Consider the following 22,598-nt stretch of genomic DNA (forward strand, 5'->3'; position numbering starts at 1 on the left):
TAAAATTTTTTTCATACAAAAAGAGCTCCCGAATTGAGAACTCTACAGTTTGATTTTTTTTACTTCATTTATAGGGATTCCCAGCCATTGCGAGGCAATTTTTGAAAAAATCCTCCTTGAACCGGTCGTGTAAAATTCATGCAAAGATTCTTCCTCACATGTTTCCAACAAGCCATTATACTGCAGGATGGCACTGATTTCCCTTGCTGTTTCATCGCCGGAACTGATAACACTACAATTGTCACCCATTACATTTTTTATTAATGGTTCCAACAACGGATAATGAGTACAGCCTAAAATTAACGTGTCCAAATTTTGATTTTGGAGCGGTTTTAATGCCTCATCAACGATTTTCTCAGCGATAGGCCCGTCAAACTCACTGCTCTCTACAAGAGGGACGAATTTGGGGCAGGCCTGGCTGGTCACAAAAAGCCGGCTATTTAGTGATTTGAGTGCCCTTTCGTAAGCACCGCTTTTGACCGTCCCTTCTGTACCGATAATCCCAACCCGGTAGTTCTTCGTCCGCTTGATGGCTGCCCTTGCTCCTGGGTTAATAACGCCAAGAACGGGAATCGATAATTCTTTTCGAATCTCATCAAGAGCTGCCGCCGTTGCCGTGTTACAAGCAATTACAAGCATTTTTATGTTTTTTTCTAGTAAAAAGGTGGTCAATTCCCATGTGAATTTTTTTACTTCTCTGGGTGTCCGGGGGCCATACGGGCAGCGGGCAGTATCACCCAAATAGATGATTTTCTCATTAGGAAGCTGCCTCATGACCTCTTTGGCAACGGTTAATCCACCCACACCAGAATCGATTACACCAATTGGTTGCTTCAAATTTCTCGCCTCTTTTAACGCATTTCCTGATGGAGTTTCATCAAGCTTTTTTGAAGGAATTGAATTTCTTCCACTGAGAAATCGTCTAATACTTCCTCTAAATACACTTGACGTTTTTTAATGACTTCATCAATAATTCTTTTGCCCTCTTCCAGCAGATGGATTCTGACCACCCGGCGGTCGCTTGGATCCTTTACACGTTCAACTAGAAGATTTTTCTCCATGCGGTCTACAAGATCCGTCGTTGTGCTGCAGGCCAAATACATTTTATTTGAAAGATCACCGATTGTCATATCGCCATCTTCAAACAGCCATTGCAAGGCAACAAATTGCGGAGGGGTAATTTTATAATTGCTTAGCATTTCTCTTCCTTTTTGCTTGATGATTCCGGATATATAGCGTAAGTCTTTTTCAATATTGGCAACAATTTCCACGTTAATTTTTTCGGTATTTTCGAGTTTCATGATCATACACTCCTATAAAAAACTTCTCCCTTAAGACAAGATTATCTATTTAATGATTTTTTTTAAATAGTCTTAATGCTTGTACTTATTTTCTACTTTTTTCGCTAAAATTTCAAGTTGAAATAATCGAAGAGTTTTTAAATAAAATAATGAACCGGCCTCCAAAATGGATGCCGGTCATTATTATAGTTCGAGCTCTCCCATTCGAAGGAGCTCTACAACAGCTTGAGAACGCCCCTTTACACCAAGCTTTTGCATGGCATTCGAAATATGGTTTCGAACCGTTTTTTCGCTTATAAAAAGTTCACCAGCGATTTCCTTAGTTGTTTTGTCTTGTACTAACAGTTCGAATACTTCTCTTTCGCGTTTGGTGAGTAATGGCTTGTGAGTATAATCATTCTCCTTCAAGTATTGTGACCCTCCTTGCCTTCGCCAGTTATGCACCGGGGGTGGGTATATATTTAGTCACCATATCTTATGTGAATAAGGCAAATGGAGTGACTATATTTCCTTAAAGGAAAATAAAATTATATGCCAATTTTTTCATTATTTATGAGTAAATTTTTCTGTTGCTCTGTCCAAGGAAACCCTTTGCCTGTCTTTTTGGAGATTTGAACAATGGCACCCCTGCCGACAAATCCAATCGAACCGTCTTCCCTTTTCCCCATATAGTGGATGTAAGCGGAAGAAATTCCAACAGATTCTGCTTTCACATAGATTTTCAATTGTTCATCAAAGTAAATCTGCTTTAAAAAATCGCACTGGAGGTCCGCTACCACGGGAATTGTCTTACTTTCCGGCCGTGTCCAGCTTTGCATAAATCCGATTGATTTTAAAAATTCAACTCGCGATTCTTCAAAATAGATAAATGGTACAGTGTTGTTGAGGTTCCCAAACATATCCGTTTCGGAAAATCGAACCTTGACGGGGAGATAAAATTCAAATTCCTGCTCCCATTTATGAAAATCATTTATGTATGCTGCTTTTGCCATTTTGTTTGTCCCCTTTTGTACGAATGAATGACTATTCATTTTATTGTCTGTTTTTTATTATATTGTGAATCTTAAAAAGAAAAAACCCCTTATATTATATAAGGGGTAATGGTGATGCCAGTTTGATATATGGAATGAATTCTTCATGAGGACAGATTTTGCTTTTCTGTACTGTTTTTTGTCTACATGAACGCTCTATGAAGACAGTTTGTCTTTTTGCAGTCTTAGTTTTAGTCCGCATGAGCCTCAATTAGGACAGTTTTTGCTTTTCCATACGTTCATTGACCGAAGGAAAAGTTTTCCTCTCTTCAGGGGCAATGAAACACCTTTTCAACGACCGCCCACAAGCATTTTTCCTCTTCAGGGGCAATGAAACACCTTTTCATTGACCCTACACAAGCGATTTTTCTCTTCACGGGCAATGAAACACCTTTTCATTACCCCAGCAAAGGCTTTTTCCCGCATTTTGGGCAATGGAGACTGTTTATTAATTAAGCTTTTTCAGCTTCGCATAGATAATATACCTTTTCGGGGCATTCCCTACATATCGAAATGGGTAACAGGTCGTGAGGATTAATTCTTCCTTCTCGTGCTGCAAGGTGATTATGCTGGTATCATCGGATTTAACAATTCTGGTATGGGTAATTTCATAGGTATAGTTCCCATATGGCATTTGCATTTTCAGGGAGTCGCCAATTTTCAATTCACCTAAGCGGCGGAAAACCGTGTCCCTGTGTCCAGATAAAACAATTTGCCCCTTATCTCCTGGGAAAAATGAGCCTTTATAATGGCCGACACCTTTTTCAAGATCATCCGGGTCTGTGCCCTCCACGATCGCCAACTCTGCTTTAATTTTGGGAATGACTAAAAGACCGGCCGTTTCCCCCATCTTTGACACATCATGTTTTTGCTGCTGCACTTCTGCTTTAGCAGGGTGGTCAAGGACCATCTCCTTTGCCTCTTTTAGAGACGCCTTTGTTTGGAGTTTGACATCAATATATTGCCAGGCACCGATGCCTAAAAGAACGAGTCCGATAAAAATAATGAATAACGGAAATTTAGCTTTCACGTTAGGGATACCTGCCTTTTTAAAAGGTATTTTCATATTTACAAGTATAACAAAGATTTCAATCTTAAAAACAGAAAAACCTTCTTTCCAAAATTGAAAAGAAGGTTAATAAGCAAATTTATTGATGGTCGCTTCCGAAGAATCTTCTGAATGATTGAATCGTTGTATCACGGTTCAATGCTGCAATTGAAGTAGTCAATGGAATACCTTTCGGGCAGGATTGAACGCAGTTTTGCGAGTTACCACAGTTTACAAGTCCACCATCACCCATAATTGCTTCCAAACGCTCAGCCTTATTCATTGCGCCTGTTGGATGGGCGTTGAAGAGACGAACCTGAGATAATGGTTGTGCACCAATAAAGTCAGATTTACTGTTAACATTCGGGCAGGCCTCTAGACATACACCGCATGTCATACATTTTGAAAGCTCATAGGCCCACTGACGCTTATTTTCTGGCATACGTGGTCCAGGACCTAAGTCATACGTTCCATCGATTGGAATCCAAGCTTTAACTTTCTTTAAGGCATCAAACATTCTGCTGCGGTCAACCTGAAGGTCCCGGACAACAGGGAAAGTTCTCATTGGCGCTAAACGGATTGGCTGTTCCAATTGATCAACAAGAGCGGAACAGGATTGGCGCGGCTTTCCATTGATAATCATTGAGCAAGCACCGCAAACTTCCTCTAAACAGTTCATATCCCAAGTGATTGGGGTAGTAGCTTTTCCACTGGCATCGACAGGATTTTTACGAATTTCCATTAACGCAGAAATAACGTTCATATTCGGACGATAAGGGACTTCAAAAGTCTCCTCATACGGAGCGGCATTTTCGCTATCCTGACGTTGGATAATAAATTTTACCATTTTCTTTTCAGACATTTTTTCCTACTCCCCTTTCATTAATGCTTTGTAGTGTAATCGCGCTTCCGTGGCTTAATCAAGGATACATCGATGTCCTCATAATGGAAAGCTGGAGCAGATTTAGAATCAACAAATTTAGCCATTGTTGTTTTCATGAATTCCTCATCATTACGCTCTGGGAAATCTGGCTTGTAATGAGCACCACGGCTTTCATTACGATTGTAAGCACCAAGGGTGATAACACGAGCCATTTGCAGCATGTTTTGTAATTGACGTGTGAAGGCTGCACCTTGGTTGCTCCATTTAGATGTATCATTAATGTTAATATTTTGGTAGCGCTCCATGAGCTCTTGAATCTTTTCATCTGTTTTTAACAGCTTGTCATTGTAACGAACAACGGTTACATTATCAGTCATCCATTCACCAAGCTCTTTATGAAGAACGTAAGCATTTTCCGTTCCATTTAAAGACATGATCGAATTCCACTTTTCTTCCTGTTCTTTTACATGACGATCGAAGACAGAAGAAGAAACAGCATCGGAACTCTTTTCTAGTCCATTGATATATTTAACTGCATTTGGTCCTGCAACCATTCCTCCGTAAACGGCTGAAAGGAGGGAGTTTGCTCCTAGACGGTTAGCACCGTGCTGTGAATAATCACACTCACCTGCTGCAAACAGACCTTTGATATTAGTCATTTGGTCATAATCAACCCATAGGCCGCCCATTGAATAGTGAACCGCAGGGAAAATTTTCATCGGTACTTTACGTGGATTATCACCCATGAATTTTTCATAAATCTCGATGATTCCACCTAGTTTAATATCTAATTCGTGTGGATCCTTGTGGGAAAGATCAAGGAAAACTGTATTTTCGCCGTTAACTCCCAATTTTTGATTTACACACACATCAAAAATTTCACGTGTTGCGATATCACGTGGTACAAGGTTTCCGTATGCAGGATATTTTTCCTCTAGGAAGTACCATGGCTTACCATCTTTATATGTCCAAACTCGCCCACCTTCACCACGTGCAGACTCACTCATGAGACGAAGCTTGTCATCGCCAGGAATAGCAGTAGGATGAATTTGAATCATTTCACCGTTCGCATAATAAACACCTTGCTGATACACGATAGAAGCAGCAGAACCAGTGTTAATGACAGAGTTAGTAGACTTTCCAAAAATAATCCCAGGTCCGCCTGATGCCATAATGACTGCATCAGCGGCAAATGACCGGATTTCCATTGTTTTTAGGTCTTGAGCAACAATCCCGCGGCAAGTGCCTTCGTCATCGATTACTGTCCCTAAGAATTCCCAACCCTCGTACTTCGTTACTAATCCATCTACTTCATGACGACGAACCTGCTCGTCCAATGCGTAAAGAAGCTGCTGACCAGTTGTTGCACCGGCAAAAGCTGTACGGTGGTGCTGTGTACCGCCGAAACGACGGAAGTCTAAAAGTCCTTCAGGAGTACGGTTAAACATAACTCCCATCCGGTCAAATAAATTGATGATTCCAGGTGCGGCATCGCACATTGCCTTAACAGGCGGCTGGTTTGCTAAGAAATCTCCGCCATAAATGGTATCGTCAAAGTGAATCCACGGGGAGTCACCTTCACCTTTAGTATTTACTGCTCCATTAATACCGCCTTGGGCACAAACAGAGTGAGAGCGTTTCACAGGAACAAGCGAAAACAATTCTACTGGTGTTCCGGATTCCGCTACCTTAATTGTTGCCATTAAGCCTGCTAAACCGCCGCCGACTATGGCTACCTTACCTTTACTCATTTGACTCACTCCCTTAATCCAAAATCCAATTATTTTTTCCGATCAATCGTAAATGTGAACTATTATACAAATGCTAACAAAGTAGAAATTCCAACATAAGAAAGTGCTAAGAAAATCACGATTGTCACATATGTAGCAATGACTTGTGAACGTGGCGATACAGTGATGCCCCAGCTAACCATGAATGACCATAATCCATTTGCAAAGTGGAAAATTGCTGAAATAATCCCAACAACATAAAATCCAAACATGAATGGTGATGAAAGAATATCCTGCATCATTTGAAAATTAACTTCATTCCCGAAAGCGGCAGCAACACGGGTCTCCCATACATGCCAAGCAATAAAGATCAGCGTGATGACGCCTGTGATACGTTGCAGCAAGAACATCCAGTTTCTGAAGAATCCGAATCTGCTAGTATTATTTTTGGCAGTAAAAGCAATATAAAGCCCATAAATTGCATGAAATAACAATGGTAAATAAATAATTACAGTCTCTAAGACATAGCGAAAAGGAAGACCCCCCATAAAGTTCGCAGCCTTATTGAAAGACTCGACTCCCACTGTTGCATAATGGTTAACTACTAGGTGCTGCATGAGAAAGATCCCGATAGGAATAACTCCCAGCAATGAATGCAATCTCCGATTAAAAAACTCTCGATTACTCGCCATACATTTACCCCCTTTTAATTTGTAAAAATGATGTTAAGTTCTTACCTTTTTTCAATCCTTTTTAAAGAATATGTAACCTAGCACCATTGTGACAATAATGTGACATGTCCATTTTACTCTCATCATCATAGAGCGTCAAGAAACCGGATACACAAATCTTTGGTAAAAAATAAAGTTTTTAAAATATATTGATATTATAATAGAATGAAAGCGCATTCATTTTATATTGGTTTTTTTTGAAAAATAATCTAGATTTTTACATTCAAATTACCAACATCTTACGGTTGGAATATCAAATTTTTAGGAAATAATAATTATGATAGTAAACAAGTGATGATATTGCAAAATAACAAAAAATCCCTTCAAAATGTTAGCCCTATTTTATAAAAACGGTACTGAATTGTAACATAGTTTGTATATAATAGAATGATAGAAAGAGGGGAAACAAGTGAAAGATAGTACAGTCGTTGAGCTCAAGCAGCCTATTGAAGAACCAAGAACCATAACCACCTTCGGTTATGAACTGATCCGAGAAGTTCTTTTGCCCGAGATTTTAGGAAAAGATACGCCAGAAATTTTATATTGGGCCGGCAAACGGCTAGCACGTAAATTTCCTTTATCCGATTATGGTCAAATGGTTGAATTTTTTGCCAATGCTTCCTGGGGACAGTTAACCATCAATCATGAAATTAAAAATGAGATAGAATTTGAACTATCAAGTCCACTTCTAGTATCACGTGTCAAATCAAAGGCAGAAAACTTTTTTCAACTGGAAGCCGGTTTCCTTGCACAGCAAATTGAGATGCAAAAGGAAGTCATTGCCGAAACCTTTGAACATCCAGTCAAAAAATCTAACACCGTCCGCTTCACTGTCAAATGGGATAAGAAAGATCCAATTTAAAATAGTGAAAGGCACCATCGAGGTGCCTTTCACTATTTTTTAGTTGTTTCCAAGTTCAAAAGCGTCGTGCAATACTTCTACCGCTTTCAGCATATTTTTTTCTTCTACAACAGCGGAAACTTTTATCTCAGAAGTGCTGACCATCTTTACAGCAATATTGTTCTCAGCCAGCACGGCAAACATTTTTGCGGCAACTCCTGGATTGGAGATCATACCAGAACCTACAATTGATACCTTCGCTAATTTATTCTCTGCATCAAGCTGCTCATAGCCTAAGCCTGTCTTATTGTTTTCCAAAACTTTTAACGTGTCAACCCAATCATTTGTGTGAATAGAGAAAGACAAATTAGCTGTACCAGTTTCGGTTGTACTTTGAATGATAATATCGACATTTATGTGATTCTGTGCAAGTGTTGTAAAAATAGTTGAAAGACTTGTTAATGAATTTTTAAGTCCTAATACGGTTACCCGTGTAATTTCATCTTCAAATGCGACTCCGCGGACGACTAAGTTTTGTTCCATTGTAGCTTCCCCCTCAATTACAGTTCCTTCAATTTTCTCCATACTAGAACGGACTTCTAATCGGACATTATAGTTTTTGGCAAATTCCACCGCTCGAGGGTGTAAAATGCCTGCACCTAAATTAGCAAGCTCAAGCATTTCATCATAAGAGACCGATAGTAATTTACGAGCGTTTTTCACATATCTAGGATCCGTTGTGAATACTCCGGTAACATCTGTATAAATATCACATTTATCAGCTTTTAAAGCAGCAGCTAAAGCCACTGCGGTCGTGTCAGAGCCTCCGCGTCCGAGAGTGGTAATTTCACCATCTTCGGTAATTCCCTGGAAGCCGGCAACAATGACGACCTTCCCATTATTAAGCTGGGCTTCAATCGCCTGGGTATTGATTTTTGAAATCCGTGCATTTCCATGAACAGGTTCTGTCACGATTCCTGCTTGCCAGCCAGTGTACGAAACAGCCTCCAAGCCTTTTTGATTTAAGGCCATACTCAATAACGCGATGGTCACCTGCTCGCCGGTAGAAAGAAGCATATCCATTTCCCGCTTATTAGGCTGAGCGGAGATTTCCTTTGCTAAGCTAACGAGCTGATCCGTTGACTTTCCCATTGCCGAAACGACGACAACTACCTTATTTCCCCGCTCTGTTTCTTCTCTAACACATTCTGCTACATTTAAAATTCTCTCGACACTTCCAACGGAAGTCCCCCCGAATTTTTGTACAATAAGCCCCATGTTCGTTTTCCCCTACTTTCAAGTGATTGCTATAGTTTTCCCTAGAAAAAATAGGCTATGTTAAAACTCATTTTTGATTTTGCCATTCTGTTGATTGGAGCGGAAGGCGCGAGACTCCTGCGGGAGTACGGGACTGGGGAGACCCCACAGGCGCTAAAGCGCCGAGGAGGCTCCCCGAACCGCACGCGAACCGCACGCGCCTGGAGCGGAAATCAACAGACGAAGTTTAACAGTGCCAAAAAATAAAAAAAGCAATGAGAGAGTATCTCATTGCTTTATAAACACAAAAAAATCTTGCGCCTACAAGGTTAGATAGCTCTCCAAGGCAATTGCCTTGACAATCCAGCATTTATTCAATACAGGACCAGCAAAGAAAGAAATGAGACTTCCTTCACTTCGGCGAACATCCCCTTTCAAGGCTCGTCCTGGAAGCTCATCCTTCTCAGAACCTTTACTCTTGAAGCTCGCACCTCTACCTTCACTTTAGTACGTAAAAGTGACAGTAAATTAAATTTTCACTCATTATAGCATGATAACATTACTCTGACAATCCTTATGACTGAAGTTTTTTTATTAATTCTTCCGCCACGTCTTTAGGGATTCCAATTGCCCTAAACTCTTCAAGACCAGCTTCCTTCATTTTTTTCACAGATCCAAATTGCTTAAGCAATAATTTCTTCCGCTTCTCGCCAATTCCTGGAATCTCATCAAGCAATGATTGGAAAGCACTCTTGCCGCGAATCTGGCGATGGAAGGTAATTGCAAAGCGGTGAACCTCATCTTGAATTCTTTGAAGAAGATAAAATTCCTGGCTGTTCCGTTGCAATGGGACAATTTCTAATGGATTGCCGTATAAAAGCTGGGAGGTGCGGTGCTTTTCATCCTTCACCAAACCTGAAAGGGGAATATCGAGCCCTAACTCGTTCTCCAAAACATCCCTGACGGCCTCTACATGCCCCTTGCCGCCATCAATAATAATTAAATCAGGAAGCGGCAGTTCTTCCTTTAACGCCCTCGAATACCTTCTTCGAGTAACTTCCCGCATTGATTCATAATCATCGGGACCTTTTACTGACTTAATCTTATATTTGCGGTATTCGCGTTTGTTTGCTTTACCGTCCGTAAACACAACCATGGCCGATACGGGATCGGTTCCTTGGATATTAGAGTTATCAAAGGCCTCGATGCGGTGCGGCGTATAAATTCCGAGGAGTTCCCCCAAGTTTTCCACTGCCTTAATGGTTCGTTCCTCATCCTTTTCAATAAGCGAGAACTTTTCATTTAAGGCAATTTTCGCATTTTTGATTGCCATTTTGATGAGATCCTTTTTTTGCCCCCGCTGCGGCTGTAACACTTTTACCTCAAGAAGCTGTTCCGCCATATTTAAGTCGACTTCATCCTGAATGAGAATTTCCTTCGGTTTGAAATGGTTTGTCTTCTGATAAAATTGGCCTAAAAATGTGAGGATTTCTTCCTCTGGTTCATTGTAGAGTGGAAACATTGATACGTCTCGTTCGATTAGCTTCCCTTGGCGTACAAAAAAGACCTGAACACACATCCACCCTTTATCAACTGCATAGCCGAATACATCGCGGTCAGTAAAGTCGGTCATCGTGATTTTTTGCTTTTCCATTATCGTTTCAATATGGATGATTTTATCACGGAAATCCTTCGCTCTTTCAAAATCCAGCTCTTCTGCCGCTGAGGTCATTTTTTCGGTTAAATCTTTTTTAATTTCTTTATAACCGCCATTTAAAAAGCGGGTAATTTCATCAGTCATTTCCTTATACTGTTGTTCCGTTACTTCATTGACACATGGTGCCAGGCATTGTCCTAGATGATAATACAAGCAGACCCGATCAGGAAGGGTTGCACATTTGCGAAGCGGATAAATACGGTCTAGCAGCTTCTTCGTTTCATTAGCAGCCATAACATTGGGATAGGGACCGAAATATTTGCCTTTATCCTTCTTTACTTTTCTCGTGATAATCAGTTTCGGATGTCTTTCGGCTGTCAGCTTGATAAATGGATAGGTTTTGTCATCCTTGAGCATGACGTTATATTTTGGGTCGTATTTCTTAATTAGGTTTAATTCCAAAATGAGTGCTTCTATATTAGAGGAGGTGACAATGTATTCGAAGTCTTCGATCTCCTGAACAAGCCTTAGCGTTTTTCCGTCATGTGACCCGGTAAAATAAGACCGAACCCGGTTCTTTAATATTTTAGCTTTCCCCACATAAATAATCGTTCCCTGACGGTCTTTCATTAAGTAGCAGCCAGGCTGATCAGGCAGCAGTGTCAGTTTTTGCTTAATGGTTTCATTCATTCCGGCCACTCCTCGCTTCATTTTATATTTATCTTTAAAATTTTAACAAAAATAAAAACCCTTAGCCAGAAAATTTCTGACTAAGGGTTTAATCATCTTAAACGTGCTTTCCTAATACGCTTGCTAATGCGTCTTTTGGCTGGAAGCCGACTACTTTATCGACAACTTCACCATCTTTGAATACTAATAAAGTTGGAATACTCATTACGCCAAAATTAGCGGCTGTTTGAGGATTCTCATCTACATCAAGCTTTGTGATTTTTACTTTATCGCCCATATCTAAATCAAGTTCTTCCAATACTGGAGCGATCATTTTGCAAGGTCCGCACCATGGTGCCCAGAAATCTACAAGTACAAGACCTGAACCTGTTTCAGACGAGAAGTTTTGATCTGTTAAATGTGAAATAGCCATTTTAATATTGCCCTCCTAATGAATAATGAAACACTACCGAAAGTATAACATCGTTTTTTTACTCAAGCTAATAATCTGACTCGCTAATAAAAACGAGCGGAACATTCCGCTCGCTTTATTATTATGAATGAACTTTAAGCTTTTTAAACTCTTCTGTTAATAATGGAACTACTTCGAATAAGTCGCCAACGATTCCGTAATCAGCTACCTTAAAGATATTTGCTTCAGGGTCTTTGTTAATCGCTACGATTACTTTAGAGTTAGACATACCAGCTAAGTGCTGAATCGCGCCGGAAATTCCGCAAGCGATGTAAAGGTCAGGAGTTACAACTTTACCAGTTTGGCCGATTTGTAAAGAGTAATCACAATATTCGGCGTCACATGCACCACGGGAAGCTCCCACCGCGCCACCTAAAACTTGCGCTAATTCTTTTAGCGGGGCAAAACCTTCTTCACTCTTCACACCGCGTCCACCTGAAATAACGACTTTAGCTTCGCTTAGGTCAACACCCTCGCTTGCTTTACGTACCACTTCTTTGATAATCGCACGAAGGTCTTTAATTTCAACAGATAGGGAAGCAACCTCACCATTTCTGCTCTCATCCTTTGCTAAAGGTGCGATGTTATTTGGACGAACGGTTGCAAAAATTAATCCGTCCGTTACAATTTTCTTTTCAAATGCTTTACCTGAATAAATTGGTCTTGTAAATACAACATTGCCTCCAGCCACTTCAATAGCTGTAGCATCTGAGATAAGTCCTGATTGAAGTTTTCCAGCGATTCTTGGAGAAAGGTCTTTTCCAAGTGCTGTATGACCGAAAACCAACCCTTCTGGCTTTTCTTGGTCAATAACCGCTAATAGGGCTTGTGCATAACCATCAGAAGTATATTGCTTTAATTTTTCGTCTTCCACAACCACGACGCGGTCAGCACCATATTGTACTAATTCTGTCCCTAAAGCGCTTACAGCTTCGCCAACTAAAACTCCAACAACTTCTCCGCCCTCTGCAACCGTTTTTGCGGCAGCAATTGCTTCGAAAGATACGTTACGTAATGAACCGTCACGAGCTTCCCCTAATACCAATACTTTTCTAGACATTCCATTTCCCTCCTGCAAACAATTTTTATGAAATTTCGATTAAATTACTTTTGCTTCAGTATGAAGTAGGTGAACCAGTTCTTTAACCTGATCATTCAAATCGCCGGATAAAACCTTTCCTGCTTCTTTTTTCGCTGGCAGGTAGATTTCGATTGTTTTTGTTTTTGCTTCCACATCATCTTCTTCAAGATCGAGGTCATCCAATTCTAATTCATCAAGCGGCTTTTTCTTCGCTTTCATGATACCTGGTAAAGATGGATAGCGCGGCTCGTTAAGTCCTTGTTGAGCTGTAACTAAAAGCGGAAGACTTGTTTCGATAACTTCTGAATCCCCTTCAACATCACGGGTAACGGTTACATTTGTGCCATCGATTTCAAGTTTTGTAATTGTTGTTACGTAAGGAATATTGAGAAGTTCAGCTACACGCGGACCAACTTGACCGGAACCACCGTCAATAGCCACATTTCCACCTAGGATTAAATCAGCATTTTTATCCTTTAAGTATTCAGCAAGAATTTTTGCAGTAGTAAATTGATCGCCGTTTTCCACATCGTCTTCTGTATTAATAAGGACTGCTTTATCAGCACCCATTGCAAGTGCAGTACGCAATTGCTTTTCTGCTTCTTCAGTGCCTACAGAGATAACCGTTACTTCTCCGCCATTCGCATCGCGAACTTGGATTGCTTCTTCAATCGCGTATTCATCATAAGGGTTGATGATAAATTCAGCGCCATCCTCGTTGATTTTTCCGCCGGAGATCGTAATTTTTTCTTCAGTATCAAATGTTCTTTTCATTAATACATAAATATTCATGGTTACCCTCCTAGATAATTTCGAGCATTCGCTCAGTTTGAAAGATTAAGAAAATTGTCTTCAAAAAAATTTTATTAAAAGCTTCACAATTGGTCAAGCCCAGTTAATGGAAGCCTATTCACCCTTAAAATGAGGCACTCTTTTTTCAATGAAGGCTTGGATGCCTTCTTTTGCGTCATTGGAGACAAACACTTTGCCAAAAAGTTCAGCTTCTCTTTTTGTACCTTGATAGAATTCTTCTGTTTTAGCATAGTTTAAAAGCTCGATACTTGCTTTTATGGAACCTGGGCTCTTCTTGGCAATTTTTTCAGCCAATTTATTCGCCTGTTCCAAAACCTCATTCTCTGGGAAGGCACGGTTTGCTAAGCCATATTGGACCGCTTCCAATCCAGTAATAGGCTCAGAAGTGAACAGCATTTCGGCTGCTCTTGCCACACCTACATATTTTGGCAGACGTTGTGTGCCTGCGAACCCTGGGATTAACCCTAATTGCAGTTCAGGAAGACCAAGTTTAGCCGTTTCACTGACGTAACGAATATGACAAGCCATTGCAAGCTCTAAACCTCCGCCAAGTGCTGCACCGTGAATCGCCGCAATAATCGGTTTTGGGAATTTTTCCATCCGATCAAACAAATCTTGTCCAAACTGTCCCAGTTTAGAAAAGTCCTCTGAAGAAGTTACTGTGGTAAATTCTTTAATATCAGCACCTGCTGAGAAAAAGCGTCCTTCCCCATGAATGACCACAACTCTAATTTCACGGTTTGGTTCGATTTCATCCAGTACGGCAGATAGTTCCCTTAATAGACCTGATGAAAGGGCATTTGCCGGTGGACGTTCCAAAGTAATAGTAGCAATGCTGTCCTCGTGAGACCATTTTAAATATTCCATTAATCCCCCTCCTAACTTAAACTATCGGACTCCGCAGCCATTGATCAAAAGACGATGGACTGGGGCTGCTAATGCCTTCAAATCATACCTTTCCTCATTCATCACCCAGGATGTAACGGTTTCATCAATCGTACCGAAAATCATTTGCCGGGCAAGACGAACATCGAGGTCACTTGAAAACTCTCCAGTTTCTTTTCCTTCAATAAGGATTTTATCGATCACCTGCAAATAGCCTTTAAGAACATCATTAATTCGTAAACGGAGTTCTTTATTGGATTGACGTAATTCCAATTGGGTTACGATTGCCCAGTGATGATCATCAGATAATGCTTGGAAATGAGTTTCAACCATCATTAATAATTTCTCTGCCGCTGAGTTTTTTCCTGCAATTTTTTCTTCTATTTTTTCAACGAAATAACCCATTTTTTCTTCAAAGAGAGAGATAAGGATATCTTCCTTGTTTTTGAAATAGAGATAAATGGTGCCGTCAGCCACTCCTGCCTGTTTCGCAATTTTTGATACCTGCGTTTGGTGGTAGCCATTTTCAGCAATGGCGATGACTGCTGCATCAATGATTTGCATATACTTTGGCTTGCTTTTTTTCAATGCTATCCCCCCTTTGAAGAAAACTGCTATACTCTAAGTATGTAAAAAGAAAAATATGAATGAATCATCATTCATATTTTAATAATAATTTTTATATGTACTTCTGTCAAGAACTACTGAATAGACTTCTTGATATTATTTTTTAGACAAGCCTTAACTTTCAAAAAAAAATACTTCTAAGCTTGTTTTTTACTTTCTTCTTCTATTTTTTGTTTCTCTTCCTCAACCAGCATTCTTCTTAAAATTTTTCCAACAGCCGATTTTGGCAATTCTTTTCTAAATTCATATACTCGAGGCGCTTTATAGGCTGCTAAAAACTTTCTAGCGAATTGGTTCATTTCTTCATGGGTAACCCTTGAACCTTCTTTTAAAACAATATAAGCCTTAACGGTTTCCCCGCGATATGGGTCAGAAATCCCCGCAGCAACCGCTTCGAGTACATCAGGGTGCTCATACAACACTTCTTCGATCTCACGCGGATAAATATTATAACCGCCTGCAATAATCATATCTTTTTTGCGGTCGACAACATAAAAATAGCCTTGCTCATCCATATAGCCAAGGTCGCCTGTATAGAGCCAGCCATCTTTCAAGACTTCGGCTGTTTCCTCAGGACGATTCCAGTAGCCTTTCATGATTTGCGGCCCTCTGATGACGATTTCGCCAATTTCCCTTACTTGCATCGGTTCTCCGGTATCCGTGGAAAGAATTTTTGCCTCCGTATCAGGATAAGGGACACCTATGCTGCCTTTTACTCTCTCAACGTCCCACAAGAAGTTGGAGTGGGTAACCGGGGATGCCTCTGACAAACCATAGCCTTCAACCAGCTTTCCTCCTGTAACCTTCTCGAAGTTTTCCTGCACTTCAAGCGGAAGTGGAGCTGAGCCGCTGATACATGCTGCAATAGATGATAAATCATATTTTTTTAGATCAGGATGGTTTAATAAACCGATGTAAATGGTTGGAGCTCCCGGAAAAAGGGTTGGCCGCTGCTTTTGAATCGTTTTTAACGTTGTCAGTGCATCAAATTTAGGAAGTAAGATCAATTTACACGCCATTTTGATGGATAATAGCATACACACTGTCATTCCATAGACATGAAAAAACGGTACGATGGCAAGAAGACTTTCTTCCCCAGGCTTACACTTGTAAATCCACTTCTCGCTCATGCTTGTATTTGTAATTAAATTTTTGTGGGTCAGCATGACTCCTTTCGGGGATCCAGTGGTCCCGCCTGTATATTGAAGTAAAGCCAAGTCCTCTTCTACGTTGACCTCATAGCTGGTAAGTTTTTTAGGTTTTATTCTTAAAATTTCCGTAAGCAGATGGCTGCTTCCTTCATGCTTTACATTGACGACAATTCCATATTGTTTTTTCTGGATGTAAGGATAGACGAGATTTTTTGGAAATGGGAGATAATCTTTGATGGCGGTTACAATAATATGCTGCAAATCAGTTTGCTGCAATACTTTAGAAACACGGGGATAGAGGATGTCTAGTGTGATGATGGCTTTAGCACCGGAATCTTTCATTTGATATTCAAGTTCTCGTTCGGTGTATAACGGGTTGGTTTGAACGACGATTCCACCAGCCATTAATATACCAAAATAACAAACGACTGCCTGAGGAGTATTGGGCAGCATGATAGCTACGCGGTCACTTTTTGTAATGCCAAGTTTCTCCTGGAGGTAACCGGCAAATTTCAACGCATCCTCATAAAGCTGTTTATAGGTCAAATCTTTCCCCATAAAATGAACGGCAATCTTGTCCGGATAGTGCTCGGCAGCATTGACCAAATATGTTTGTACGGATTCTGAGGAGTATTCAATAGTGGCAGGAATTTCCTTTGGATAAAGAGCCAGCCATGGTTTGGACTCCACAATAATAAACCTCCTTATTTGATAAAATAATTTAAAATATTCTCATTTCTTATTCTATTATAATACAGTATTTCACAATTAACAATTGAAGGCAGGCCCAAAAAAAATCACCGCTGAAACTTGTTCAGCGATGATTTTAATTAAAAGAAAACAAGATATATGACACCTATTAGCAAAAACAAGCCGCATAATCCGAGAAGTACCTTAGCTAATGTCTCCACTGTTCATTCTCCCCTTACGAAATTCCTGCACCAATCACATATGACAATCCAATCGAAATGATCATTGAAATCAAACCAACTGCCCGGTTATCATTTTGGATTTCGTCGTCAATTTTAAATTTGGGTGTTAAAAATTCAAAGATAAAATAGCCGGCCAATAGCAAAACAAAACCATAAATCCCCCAGCCAACCATTGTCAGAACGGAAGATTGGTGTTCTATTGAGTGGCGAAAAATATTGGCAACGCCAAAAATTTTCCCTCCCGTAGCCATAGCCACCGCGATATTCCCCTTTTTGATTTCTTCCCAATTTTTGTATTTCGTTACAGCCTCAAAAATGGCTAAAAAGACAATCATACACAAAATGACTACACTATAATAAGCAGCTATTTGAATATACTCGTTTTCCCAAAACTGGTCCATTGCCATTCTCCCCGGACATTATTTAAATTCAACGACAGTGACGCCTGAACCGCCTTCTCCGGCCTCTCCAAAGCGGATTTTCTTAACAGAACGATGGTTCCTTAAATACTCTTGAACACCCTGCCGTAAAGCTCCCGTACCCTTACCATGGATAATGGATACGCGGGGATAGCTTGACAAGAGGGCATCATCAATGTATTTCTCTACCTTCAGGAGGGCATCCTCATATCTTTCACCACGCAGGTCCAATTCTAGTTTAACATGAGAGTCCCTGCCTTTAACAATAGCCATCGGACGTGTTTCTACTTGTTTCGGAGTCCCCAAATATTCCATGTCCTTTTCTTTCACTTTCATCTTTAAAATCCCAATTTGAACCTGCCATTCGTTGTCGGTCACTTTTTCAACCAGGGTGCCTTTTTGATCAAAGGTCAGAACCTTTACTTCATCCCCAGGCATGTAGGAAACCTTTTTCGTTTTCTTATTAATGAGTTTTTCAGATTTCTTTATTTCCGGTGCCGCTTCTTCGAGGCGGCGTTTGGCATCAATTAATTCATGCTCTTTTATTTCGGCATGCTTTTCTGTTCTCATTTTTCGAAGGTCGCGGATAACCTTGTCTGCTTCACTTTTTGCTTCTTCTACAATCTCTTCAGCTTTCTCGGCCGCTTTTTCCAGCATCGAGTCTTTTTTCTCATAAAACTCCATCATTTGCTTTTGTAAATCCTGATGAAGCTTTTCCGCCTGTTTTAAATAATCGCGGGCTTCCTGCTGCTCGATTTCAGCCCTCCGCTTGCTCTCTTCCAAGGAGGCAATCATTTTATCAATTTGGTTCGTATCCTCACTCACATGCGAGCGTGCAGCCTGGATTACCCGGTCGTTAAGGCCAAGTCTCTTAGAAATTTCAAATGCATTACTTCTTCCGGGTACACCTAACAAGAGTTTATAGGTTGGGCTTAATGTCTCGACATTAAACTCGACGCTGGCATTGAGAACACCTTCACGGTTATAGCCGTAGGCTTTTAATTCCGGGTAATGGGTGGTAGCAATGACCCTTGCCCCTCTTCTATGGACCTCATCCAGAATGGAGATGGCAAGTGCCGCTCCTTCCTGAGGGTCAGTTCCTGCTCCAAGCTCGTCAAACAAAACAAGACTATTAAAATCCACTTTATTTAAGATATCGACAATGTTCACCATATGGGAAGAAAACGTACTTAAGCTCTGCTCGATGGACTGTTCGTCGCCAATATCGGCATAAACAGCGTCAAAAACGGCAAGTTCAGATCCGTCCTGCGCGGGGACCTGCAGTCCTGCCTGCGCCATTAAGGAACACAAGCCAAGTGTTTTTAAGGTAACCGTTTTACCACCGGTGTTCGGACCCGTAATGACTATGGTCGTAAAATCTTTCCCGAGCATAATGTCATTCGCCACTACTTCGTCAATTGGAATTAACGGATGCCTCGCTTTAAATAATGTGATTCTTCCCTCATGATTCATGTTGGGCATAGTGGCTTTTATTTTTTTCCCGTATCTAGCTTTTGCAAAAATAAAATCTAAATTAGCTAGAACCTTTACGATTACCTGAAGCTCACTTTCATGATCAGCCGTTTTCGCAGATAACTCCGTCAGAATTCGTTCAATTTCAAGCTGTTCCTTGACGCGGATGTCTTGCAGCTGATTGTTTAACTGAACAATAACCTGCGGTTCGATAAACAGCGTTTGTCCTGATGAGCTTTGGTCGTGAATAATTCCGCCATAGTGACCGCGATATTCCTGTTTTACAGGGATAACAAAACGGTCATTGCGGATTGTGATAATCGCATCGGACAGCATTTTTTGAGCACTTGAGGAGCGAATCATGCTTTCTAATTTTTCGCGCACCCTCGCTTCGTTGGAACGAAGCTGATGTCGTAAAGACCGTAACAGCTCACTGGCCCCATCGAGCACCTCGCCGCTTTCATCGATGGCATATTTAATCGCTTGTTCAAGATTCGTCAGCGGGATGATTCTATCCACTTGCTCTAATAAAATTGGAACTTCCGTTCGTTCTTCTGCGATTTCCTCAATGAATCGCTTCATTTGCCGGCTTGCGTGAATCGTGCTGGCGATTTGCACCAATTCATGCGGGCTTAAAACGCCGCCAATGACGGAGCGCTTGATATGGGCACGAATATCATGAATCCCGGATAACGGGACATTCCCTTTAATCCGAAAAACAGTGGCCGCTTCATCCGTTTCCGCCTGAAGCTTAACGACTTCTTCAAAATCAGTCGACGGCACTAAATGCTTTATTTTTTCTTTTCCAAGTGAAGATGCAGCATGTTCTAACAGCTGCTCCCTCACCTTGGTGAATTCTAATACTTTTAAAACTCTATCTTGCATGAGGTCGAGCCTCCTTTTTATCTATTATGCAAAAATTCTAGCAGGTCATTTTTATCAAGGGCGTTGATCACCGATGATTTTTGTATCCAGCCCTTTTTAGCCGCTGATACGCCGATTGCCATATGTTTTAAAGTATCGACCATATGGGCATCGGTATTGATGAGAATTTTAACGCCTGCATCCTGGGCTTTTCTTAGGTATTCTGCTGCCAGGTCAAGCCGATTAGGGTTCGCATTTAATTCTAACGCTGTGTTCGTCTCTTTTGCCAGCTCAATCAGCATATCGATATCAACATCGTAGCCTTCGCGGCGGCCAATTTTTCTGCCAGTTGGATGAGCAATCAAATCGACATGGGCATTGGTTAAGGCTGTTTTCAGTCGTTCCATAATTTTTTCCCTCGGCTGGGAAAAAGCTGAATGGATGGACGCGATGACAAAATCCATCTCAGCTAGAAGTTCATCGTCATAGTCCAGGGTTCCATCAGGTAAAATATCCATCTCGACACCTGATAGAATGAGAAAATCATCATACTTTTCATTTAATTTCTTAATTTCTTCTTTTTGCTTTAATAATCTTTCAGGCGTCAGCCCATTCGCTACTTTTAAATATTGCGAGTGGTCCGTGATCGCCATATATTGATAGCCTCTGGCGCGACAGGTTTCTGCCATTTCTTCAATCGTATGTGCACCATCGCTCCAAGTGGAATGCATATGAAGATCGCCTTTAATATCTTCAAGCTCGATTAACTCTTGATTGTGTGAAAAAGTATCTACTTCCTTGCCATCCTCTCTAACCTCCGGCGGAATAAACGGAAGATCGAAATGCTTGAAGAACTCTTCTTCGGATGAGAAAGTGCGGATTTCTCCTGTTTCCACGTTTTCCACACCATATTCACTTATTTTTTCACCACGCTCTTTTGCGAGCTGCCTCATCCGGACATTATGGTCTTTTGATCCTGTAAAATGGTGCAGGGTAGTGATAAATTCCTCCGGTTTCACCAAACGAAAATCAGCCGAAACATCATATTCTAGTTCAAATACTACTGATACTTTCGTGTCCCCTGCGCCAATTACCTCTTTTATATAAGGCAATTCTAGTAACTGCTGTCTAACTGACTCAGGGTTTTGGGTTCCGATTATAAAATCAAGGTCCTTAATCGTTTCTCGCATCCGGCGTAGGCTGCCGGCCCTTGAGAATCGATCTATGTCTGGCATTTGAGAAAGTCTAGCTTCAATTTGCTCGGCCACAGGGAGCATGTAGGCAAGTGGAAGCCGTTCCGGCCTTGAGCCAACATTAGCAATGGCACTTAAGATTTTTTCTTCAGTTTTTTTGCCAAACCCGGCGAGACCTTGAACCTTGCCTGCCTCGCAGGCCTCTTTTAGAGTTGTGACATCCTCGATTCCAAGTTCTTGATAGAGTTTAGCGATCTTTTTCCCGCCAAGACCCGGAAGCTGAAGCAGAGGAATCAGTCCGGCTGGAACTTCCTCTTTAAGCTCTTTTAAAACAGAGGATGAACCCCCCTCTTTTATGTATTCATCAATTACGGCCGCTGTACCTTTGCCGATTCCAGATATCGATGTAAAGTCCTCAATCTCTGTTAAGCTGCGTTCATCGGTTTCTAAGGCATTTGCTGCTTTTCGAAAGGCCGAAACTTTAAACGTATTTTCGCCTTTTAATTCCATATAAATCGCAATCATTTCTAATAGACGAATGATTTCTTTTTTGTTTACTTCCATAAAATCCACCTGCCTTGAGTACATTTTAACCTTTTTTCCAGCATAAAGAAAAACTTCTCTGCTACAGAGAAGTTCATGCTGCAGTCTATTCATTCTACAAGCCTTTAATCTGCTGTGAAAGAATTGGTGTGTGATTCACAATCGCGTTTGCTAAAAATGAATTGTCTAGAGGGTTTTGGAAAAGTTCCATTGGAATTAAGGCTGCTATATATAATACAATGAAAATAATTAAATAGATTTCCAAAAAGCCTAATATGCCCCCTGCCCAAATATTTAACTGTCTTAAAATAGGAAGATGGGCAATAAAGTCGAGCATCGAACCAATGATTTGCATCAGTATTTTTACGGCAAAAAAGATAATAACAAATGCAATTGCTCGATAAAATGCTGTTTCCGCACTACTAGAGTCGGTTAAGATTTTTAAAGTCGTCCCTTCTCCAAAGTTCGGATACGGAACCCAGAGTGTAAGCTTTGGTGCTAGCTCATCATAGTATGAATATGCGACGATGTATGCAATAATAAAGCCTGCTATATGGACAAACTGCATGATAAAGCCTCTTTTTAGGCCAACAAAAAATCCGATAATAAGAAATAATAAAATAGCTAAATCCAACATGATTCTTAGTCCTTTTCTTTTTGTAGTTCTGCTTGCAGCCTTTCTAGCTCGTCTTTAATTTTAATATAATCATTCACTGCATTGACGGCAGTTAAAACAGCAAGCTTGCCTGCATCTAATAAAGGATTCTTGGAGCTGATTTCCCGCATTTTGTCATCAACCAATGATGCAACATATCTTACGTGACCCGAGCCTTCCGTACCTACTATAACGTACCGTTGTCCGTAAATATCTACGGTTGTTCGATTTTTTTCTGTATTTGACAACGCAAATGCCTCCATTCAAAGAATCCTACACTATATCATAACACGAACAGATATAAGTGGAAAAGTTAAACCAATTGGCAAATGATATATTTAA

Annotated in this window: 22 protein-coding genes and 1 riboswitch; of the genes, 1 reads left to right on the plus strand and 21 read right to left on the minus strand. The window is 40.7% G+C overall.

Annotated features, from left to right (window positions below):
- Window positions 1-42: 42 nt before the first annotated feature.
- The 8 genes from racE to ACIFOT_RS17965 all read right to left on the minus strand — a co-directional run bounded on the left by racE (window position 43) and on the right by ACIFOT_RS17965 (window position 6,685).
- Complete coding sequence (gene racE / locus ACIFOT_RS17930; protein ID WP_430066709.1) at window positions 43-837, minus strand: glutamate racemase; 795 nt, start codon at window positions 835-837, stop codon at window positions 43-45.
- 14 nt (window positions 838-851) lie between these two features.
- Complete coding sequence (locus tag ACIFOT_RS17935; protein WP_430066710.1) at window positions 852-1,301, minus strand: MarR family winged helix-turn-helix transcriptional regulator; 450 nt, start codon at window positions 1,299-1,301, stop codon at window positions 852-854.
- Between the two features lie 183 nt (window positions 1,302-1,484).
- Window positions 1,485-1,709 (minus strand): spore germination transcription factor GerE, encoded by a 225-nt coding sequence (gene gerE, locus ACIFOT_RS17940; protein ID WP_026572264.1) that lies wholly within the window; start codon window positions 1,707-1,709, stop codon window positions 1,485-1,487.
- A 119-nt stretch (window positions 1,710-1,828) separates the two neighbouring features.
- Entirely contained in the window at window positions 1,829-2,293 is a 465-nt protein-coding gene (locus ACIFOT_RS17945) for an acyl-CoA thioesterase (protein ID WP_430066711.1), read from the minus strand.
- A gap of 487 nt (window positions 2,294-2,780) precedes the next feature.
- Window positions 2,781-3,362 (minus strand): class D sortase, encoded by a 582-nt coding sequence (locus tag ACIFOT_RS17950; protein WP_430066712.1) that lies wholly within the window; start codon window positions 3,360-3,362, stop codon window positions 2,781-2,783.
- A gap of 118 nt (window positions 3,363-3,480) precedes the next feature.
- Window positions 3,481-4,242 carry a succinate dehydrogenase iron-sulfur subunit gene (gene sdhB / locus ACIFOT_RS17955; RefSeq protein WP_430066713.1) on the minus strand — a complete coding sequence of 254 codons (762 nt, stop codon included), beginning with the start codon at window positions 4,240-4,242 and terminating at the stop codon, window positions 3,481-3,483.
- Between the two features lie 20 nt (window positions 4,243-4,262).
- Window positions 4,263-6,014, minus strand: coding sequence for a succinate dehydrogenase flavoprotein subunit (gene sdhA / locus ACIFOT_RS17960; RefSeq protein ID WP_430066714.1), 1,752 nt, complete (start codon window positions 6,012-6,014; stop codon window positions 4,263-4,265).
- 62 nt (window positions 6,015-6,076) lie between these two features.
- A complete protein-coding gene (locus tag ACIFOT_RS17965) occupies window positions 6,077-6,685 on the minus strand; it encodes a succinate dehydrogenase cytochrome b558 subunit (RefSeq protein WP_430066715.1) in 609 nt (202 codons plus the stop codon).
- 448 nt (window positions 6,686-7,133) lie between these two features.
- Between ACIFOT_RS17965 and ACIFOT_RS17970 the strand changes: the two genes are divergently transcribed.
- On the plus strand, window positions 7,134-7,586 hold the full coding sequence (locus ACIFOT_RS17970) for a YslB family protein (protein WP_430066716.1): 453 nt from the start codon (window positions 7,134-7,136) through the stop codon (window positions 7,584-7,586).
- A gap of 39 nt (window positions 7,587-7,625) precedes the next feature.
- Here the strand turns inward: ACIFOT_RS17970 and ACIFOT_RS17975 are convergent, their stop codons facing one another.
- From ACIFOT_RS17975 to zapA, 13 genes are all read right to left on the minus strand, one after another.
- The gene (locus ACIFOT_RS17975; RefSeq protein WP_430066717.1) at window positions 7,626-8,843 is read right to left on the minus strand and encodes an aspartate kinase; all 1,218 of its coding nucleotides are present in this window, start codon (window positions 8,841-8,843) and stop codon (window positions 7,626-7,628) included.
- Window positions 8,844-9,148: 305 nt separating this feature from the next.
- Window positions 9,149-9,326: riboswitch (Lysine riboswitch) on the minus strand.
- Between the two features lie 70 nt (window positions 9,327-9,396).
- The gene (gene uvrC / locus ACIFOT_RS17980) at window positions 9,397-11,169 is read right to left on the minus strand and encodes an excinuclease ABC subunit UvrC (protein WP_430066718.1); all 1,773 of its coding nucleotides are present in this window, start codon (window positions 11,167-11,169) and stop codon (window positions 9,397-9,399) included.
- Window positions 11,170-11,266: 97 nt separating this feature from the next.
- Window positions 11,267-11,581, minus strand: a complete 315-nt coding sequence (gene trxA, locus ACIFOT_RS17985; RefSeq protein WP_430066719.1) for a thioredoxin — start codon at window positions 11,579-11,581, stop codon at window positions 11,267-11,269.
- A gap of 121 nt (window positions 11,582-11,702) precedes the next feature.
- Window positions 11,703-12,680 (minus strand): electron transfer flavoprotein subunit alpha/FixB family protein, encoded by a 978-nt coding sequence (locus tag ACIFOT_RS17990; protein WP_430066720.1) that lies wholly within the window; start codon window positions 12,678-12,680, stop codon window positions 11,703-11,705.
- Window positions 12,681-12,719: 39 nt separating this feature from the next.
- Window positions 12,720-13,493, minus strand: a complete 774-nt coding sequence (locus tag ACIFOT_RS17995; RefSeq protein WP_430066721.1) for an electron transfer flavoprotein subunit beta/FixA family protein — start codon at window positions 13,491-13,493, stop codon at window positions 12,720-12,722.
- Between the two features lie 114 nt (window positions 13,494-13,607).
- Window positions 13,608-14,381: an enoyl-CoA hydratase gene (locus ACIFOT_RS18000; RefSeq protein ID WP_430066722.1), complete on the minus strand. Its 774-nt coding sequence runs from the start codon at window positions 14,379-14,381 to the stop codon at window positions 13,608-13,610.
- A 21-nt stretch (window positions 14,382-14,402) separates the two neighbouring features.
- Complete coding sequence (locus tag ACIFOT_RS18005) at window positions 14,403-14,987, minus strand: TetR/AcrR family transcriptional regulator (protein ID WP_430066723.1); 585 nt, start codon at window positions 14,985-14,987, stop codon at window positions 14,403-14,405.
- A gap of 176 nt (window positions 14,988-15,163) precedes the next feature.
- Window positions 15,164-16,870, minus strand: coding sequence for an AMP-binding protein (locus ACIFOT_RS18010; protein ID WP_430066812.1), 1,707 nt, complete (start codon window positions 16,868-16,870; stop codon window positions 15,164-15,166).
- A 232-nt stretch (window positions 16,871-17,102) separates the two neighbouring features.
- Window positions 17,103-17,510: a DUF350 domain-containing protein gene (locus ACIFOT_RS18015; RefSeq protein WP_430066724.1), complete on the minus strand. Its 408-nt coding sequence runs from the start codon at window positions 17,508-17,510 to the stop codon at window positions 17,103-17,105.
- 18 nt (window positions 17,511-17,528) lie between these two features.
- Window positions 17,529-19,886, minus strand: coding sequence for an endonuclease MutS2 (locus ACIFOT_RS18020; RefSeq protein ID WP_430066725.1), 2,358 nt, complete (start codon window positions 19,884-19,886; stop codon window positions 17,529-17,531).
- 17 nt (window positions 19,887-19,903) lie between these two features.
- Window positions 19,904-21,622, minus strand: a complete 1,719-nt coding sequence (gene polX / locus ACIFOT_RS18025) for a DNA polymerase/3'-5' exonuclease PolX (protein WP_430066726.1) — start codon at window positions 21,620-21,622, stop codon at window positions 19,904-19,906.
- 94 nt (window positions 21,623-21,716) lie between these two features.
- Window positions 21,717-22,238, minus strand: coding sequence for a CvpA family protein (locus ACIFOT_RS18030; RefSeq protein ID WP_430066727.1), 522 nt, complete (start codon window positions 22,236-22,238; stop codon window positions 21,717-21,719).
- 5 nt (window positions 22,239-22,243) lie between these two features.
- The gene (zapA, locus tag ACIFOT_RS18035) at window positions 22,244-22,504 is read right to left on the minus strand and encodes a cell division protein ZapA (protein WP_430066728.1); all 261 of its coding nucleotides are present in this window, start codon (window positions 22,502-22,504) and stop codon (window positions 22,244-22,246) included.
- Window positions 22,505-22,598 lie beyond the last annotated feature (94 nt).

The sequence above is a fragment of the Neobacillus sp. NRS-1170 genome (genome assembly GCF_050468025.1).

Coding starts and splice junctions, on each gene's coding strand:
- ACIFOT_RS17935 (WP_430066710.1), bottom strand. CDS start 1,301: ATGAAACTCGAAAATACCGAAAAAATTAACGTGGAAATTGTTGCCAAT.
- ACIFOT_RS17945 (WP_430066711.1), bottom strand. CDS start 2,293: ATGGCAAAAGCAGCATACATAAATGATTTTCATAAATGGGAGCAGGAA.
- sdhB (WP_430066713.1), bottom strand. CDS start 4,242: ATGTCTGAAAAGAAAATGGTAAAATTTATTATCCAACGTCAGGATAGC.
- sdhA (WP_430066714.1), bottom strand. CDS start 6,014: ATGAGTAAAGGTAAGGTAGCCATAGTCGGCGGCGGTTTAGCAGGCTTA.
- ACIFOT_RS17965 (WP_430066715.1), bottom strand. CDS start 6,685: ATGGCGAGTAATCGAGAGTTTTTTAATCGGAGATTGCATTCATTGCTG.
- ACIFOT_RS17975 (WP_430066717.1), bottom strand. CDS start 8,843: ATGGGGCTTATTGTACAAAAATTCGGGGGGACTTCCGTTGGAAGTGTC.
- uvrC (WP_430066718.1), bottom strand. CDS start 11,169: ATGAATGAAACCATTAAGCAAAAACTGACACTGCTGCCTGATCAGCCT.
- trxA (WP_430066719.1), bottom strand. CDS start 11,581: ATGGCTATTTCACATTTAACAGATCAAAACTTCTCGTCTGAAACAGGT.
- ACIFOT_RS17990 (WP_430066720.1), bottom strand. CDS start 12,680: ATGTCTAGAAAAGTATTGGTATTAGGGGAAGCTCGTGACGGTTCATTA.
- ACIFOT_RS17995 (WP_430066721.1), bottom strand. CDS start 13,493: ATGAATATTTATGTATTAATGAAAAGAACATTTGATACTGAAGAAAAA.
- ACIFOT_RS18000 (WP_430066722.1), bottom strand. CDS start 14,381: ATGGAATATTTAAAATGGTCTCACGAGGACAGCATTGCTACTATTACT.
- ACIFOT_RS18015 (WP_430066724.1), bottom strand. CDS start 17,510: ATGGACCAGTTTTGGGAAAACGAGTATATTCAAATAGCTGCTTATTAT.
- ACIFOT_RS18020 (WP_430066725.1), bottom strand. CDS start 19,886: ATGCAAGATAGAGTTTTAAAAGTATTAGAATTCACCAAGGTGAGGGAG.
- polX (WP_430066726.1), bottom strand. CDS start 21,622: ATGGAAGTAAACAAAAAAGAAATCATTCGTCTATTAGAAATGATTGCG.
- ACIFOT_RS18030 (WP_430066727.1), bottom strand. CDS start 22,238: ATGTTGGATTTAGCTATTTTATTATTTCTTATTATCGGATTTTTTGTT.